We start from the raw sequence: 4,200 nt of genomic DNA, 5'->3' as shown, positions 1-4,200 counted from the left end.
CCAATCATTGTCATACTATGTTTTGATGATTGTTCTCTGAAATTACGATGTGATTTTATCAGATTACCCGATTGTAATGTTACAATTTTTGATTCATTCACCAAGTTAAGGAATAGTATACTATTACGTGTACTGGAAACCCCCTCTTTTACTCTTTTAATTTGACGTTTTGTCAATTTAGGGTTAAGTTCAAGAATGAAATCTCTTAAGTTTGTAACCTTATTAAATTTACTGTAGTCACCTGTTTTCTCCATTTCATTATAACAATTGAAAACATCAGTCAGAGTGTTGTAAAACACCTTTAAATCATCAATCTGCTCCTTAGAGAAGGCAGAGTGATTATTATTTATATAATTGAATGTTGACTCTGAAATCGCCTTTAAAGATTTTGTTAGTTCATATGAATAATCTACCAGCTGGACATACTCCTGCTCAAGATCCAATGCATTCATCTGAATACTTTCAATAGTAGGTACAACCTCGTAATCACGTTTATCTTTAAATTTTTCATATAACTCGATAGCTTCATTCATTGCCTTACGGGCTGATTTCCTATTCTCATCATTCAGTCCATCTATCACTTTCTTTAAAATCCATAGGGTCCTGTCCAGTACCATATGTACATCATTGTTGCATGATGTAATAAGCTGATCCTTAGTTGATAAAACTTGTTGTTGCTGTTCTTCTTTTGATTTTCTTTTTGTATGAAGCTTGCTCGATTTAAGTAACATAATTACAACAATAGCAATCATAATTACTATTGCAATTTTACCACCCCACATAAGAAAGAGGCCAACTGCCAATGCTGCAGAAAAAGCTACAAGTGCGGTTAAAAACCATCCTGCTACAACTGTCAATACACCATTTATACGATATACAGCACTTTCACGGCCCCAGGCACGATCGGCTAATGAACTACCCATTGCAACCATAAAAGTAACAAATGTAGTTGAAAGTGGCAGTTTCAATGATGTACCAAGCGAGATAAGCATTGCAGAAACAGTGAGGTTTACAGAGGCTCTTATTAAGTCAAAAGAAGCTTTATTTTCAAGTTCTACAGGTTCAAATCTTTTATCGATAAACTTTTTCATCGATTCAGGAATAATAGTGCTTATTGATTTACTCAAAGTGAGACTGCCTCTTACAATTGAACGTGATAAAGGTGATGATGAAAAACGCTCTATTCCTTCACCTTTTCTCGCAAGATTAACCTCTGTATTTGAAACTGTACGTGACTTTTTAGAAAGGAATAATGATAAAATCATTAGTGTTCCTGCACCAAGTAACCAATATATATTTGCAACAACAGGTTCAGAAAGCTTGCCCATATATAGTGTATTCAAATCACCTCCGGATGCAACTACCTCCTGCGCTATATGGAAAGAGTCAAAACCGGCCATGAATACTCCTATGAAGTTTACCAAATCGTTCCCTGCAAAAGCCATAGCAAGAGCAGCTGTTCCGGACAAGACGATCACCTTCAGTATTTTAACTCTGAAAATATGCTGAAGTATAGCCATTAAAATAGTCCAAGTTCCAAGTGTATATAGTAATGCCATCCCCATATTGCCCTCAAGATATGCAAGTAGTTCGGAACTAACTAATACACTACCTTTAAGACCTTTGAACACAGCAAAATAAGTAATTGCAGTAAGAGCGATACCTCCCCAGAGTGCTCCAAGGTATTTAAAAGGTTTTTTATAGTTGAAAGAAAATATTATTCGTGATATATACATAATGATAGAACCTACCAAAAATGCTATTGCAATAGATGTAAAAATACCGGTAATAATTGCAAGTGCTTTACCACTGTTTATAAATTCTCCAAGGTTACCACCGGATTCAGTAGTCCAGATTGTGTAGAGTGCAACAGCTACTGAAGCACCTAATAGTTCAAATACAAGCGAAACTGTTGTTGAAGTTGGTAACCCGAAGGTGTTAAAGAGATCTAGCAGTATAACATCAGTAAGCATTACTGCCAAAAAAAGCATCATTATTGATGGAAAAGTGAATTTTTCCGGATAAAACACCCCACTTCTTGCAACCTCCATCATCCCACTTGAGAACATAGTACCTAATAAAATTCCAAGAGCAGCAACTGCAAAAATTATTCTAATAGGTGCTACTTTGGAGCCTATGCTGGAATTCAGGAAATTAACAGCATCATTTGAAACTCCAACTATTAGGTCTAGTACTGCCAATCCAAGCAGAACAATTACAATAATCAAATAAATTGAATCCATTGATAGTAATTTGTTGATTTTATAACAGGGGCAAAGTTAAAACAATTTGGTTGTAGTTTAACAGTAACTTAACTTAAATGTATCAAAAGATAACTCTAAAAGTTTATAAATTGTAACATAATATCAATCGAGTTTTAATGTAAATACCTATCTTTACTTTATGGCAAGAAAAAAACTATCTCAATCTCAAATAGCATCCATAATCATCTTATGGATAGTGCTCGTAGTATATATTTTCTTATATGCAGAGCTAACGGCGTTTACTATTGTATCAATAATAATGTCAGGAGCAATAGTATTTATACCAATTTACAAAAATCTAAAAAAGTAGCAGTTTTAGTAACAGAAAACGTATATATTGCTGTAATATTTTAGAAATAGAAATTATTACTTAACTTTGCATTTCAAATTGATTATTTGTTAAATTTCTCTGCAACAAAGAGCATTAAAGGGTATAATAAATTAAAATTAAAATGAAATCATCAGAAGTTGTTAATTCAGTAAAAATGCGTTTTCCTAACGAGCCAGAGTATCTTCAGGCAGTTAAAGAGGTAGTGGAATCAATAGAAGAAGTTTATAACGAACATCCCGAGTTTGAAAAAGCAAACCTAATAGAGCGATTAATAATACCCGACAAAATACATACTTTCCGTGTAACTTGGACTGATGATCAGGGTAGGGTTCATACCAATATGGGTTACAGGGTACAACATAATAATGCAATTGGTCCTTACAAAGGTGGAATAAGATTTCATGCCTCAGTTTCACCTTCTATACTTAAATTTTTAGCTTTTGAACAGACATTTAAAAATGCACTTACCACTCTGCCAATGGGTGGAGCCAAAGGTGGTTCAGATTTCTCTCCAAGAGGAAAGTCTGATGCTGAAGTGATGCGATTTTGCCAGGCTTTTGTTGAAGGTTTGTGGAGAGTTATTGGTCCTGATACTGATGTACCAGCGGGTGATATTGGTGTTGGGGGAAGAGAGGTAGGCTATATGTTTGGTAAATACAAAAAATTAGCCGGCGAGTTTACAGGAACATTTACAGGTAAAGGCCGCGAGTTTGGAGGTTCTTTAATACGTCCCGAAGCAACAGGCTATGGCAATGTTTACTTTTTACTTGAGATGCTCAAAACCCGTAATATAGACATAAAAGGGAAAAAATGTCTTGTTTCGGGCTCAGGCAATGTAGCACAATATACTTGTGAAAAACTGATTGAGCTAGGTGCTATTCCGGTAACTCTTTCTGATTCTGATGGATATATCTACGATCCTGACGGTATAGATGAAGAGAAGCTTAAGTTTGTAATGGAACTCAAAAATCTATATAGAGGAAGAATTCGTGAATATGCAGAGGAGTTTGGTTGTAAATATGTTCCTGGTGCTCGTCCATGGGGTGAGAAGGGGGATATAGCACTGCCTTCAGCAACTCAGAATGAAATAGATCAGCAGGATGCTGAAATGCTTATAAAAAATGGAGTATTTGCAGTTTCAGAAGGTGCAAATATGCCAAGCACACCAGAAGCAATTGATATTTTCATCGAGAATAAAATACTTTATGCTCCCGGTAAAGCTGCAAATGCAGGTGGAGTTTCAGTTTCAGGCCTAGAAATGACACAAAATTCAGAACGACTGAGCTGGCCATCAGAGCAGGTGGATGAGAAGTTGAAATGGATAATGGGTAATATTCATGAGAATTGTGTAAAATATGGGACTGAAAGTGATGGCTACATAAATTATCAAAAAGGGGCAAATATTGCAGGATTTATGAAAGTTGCCAAGGCAATGATGGGTCAAGGAATATTATAATTGAAATTCAATTCAAATTTTATTTTTTTTATTCTGAGAAATGCAGTATTTTTGCATCCTGAATAAAAAAGAATGGTCCGGTAGCTCAGCTGGATAGAGCAACAGCCTTCTAAGCTGTGGGTCGTGGGTTCGAATCCCGCTCGGATCAC

Annotated in this window: 2 protein-coding genes and 1 tRNA gene; 2 read left to right on the top strand and 1 reads right to left on the bottom strand. The window is 35.5% G+C overall.

Translation table 11 applies throughout. From position 1 onward, the window contains the following. On the bottom strand, window positions 1-2,243 hold a 2,243-nt coding region (locus PHO43_RS09745; RefSeq protein WP_288012124.1), incomplete at its 3' end, for an inorganic phosphate transporter. A gap of 473 nt (window positions 2,244-2,716) precedes the next feature. Here PHO43_RS09745 and PHO43_RS09740 point away from each other — a divergent pair. Continuing rightward, the gene (locus PHO43_RS09740) at window positions 2,717-4,051 is read left to right on the top strand and encodes an NADP-specific glutamate dehydrogenase (RefSeq protein WP_045090573.1); all 1,335 of its coding nucleotides are present in this window, start codon (window positions 2,717-2,719) and stop codon (window positions 4,049-4,051) included. Window positions 4,052-4,125: 74 nt separating this feature from the next. Next, window positions 4,126-4,199 (top strand) — tRNA-Arg (locus PHO43_RS09735). Window position 4,200 lies beyond the last annotated feature (1 nt).

The sequence above is a fragment of the Lascolabacillus sp. genome (assembly GCF_028696275.1).
GTDB lineage: Bacteria > Bacteroidota > Bacteroidia > Bacteroidales > Dysgonomonadaceae > Proteiniphilum > Proteiniphilum massiliensis.
Note: the sequence above shows the minus strand (reverse complement) of the source record. Positions and strands in the feature narration are given on the sequence as shown.

Bases quoted from the DNA above. Each gene is read 5' to 3' on its own strand.
- PHO43_RS09740 (WP_045090573.1), top strand. From the start codon at position 2,717: ATGAAATCATCAGAAGTTGTTAATTCAGTAAAAATGCGTTTTCCTAAC.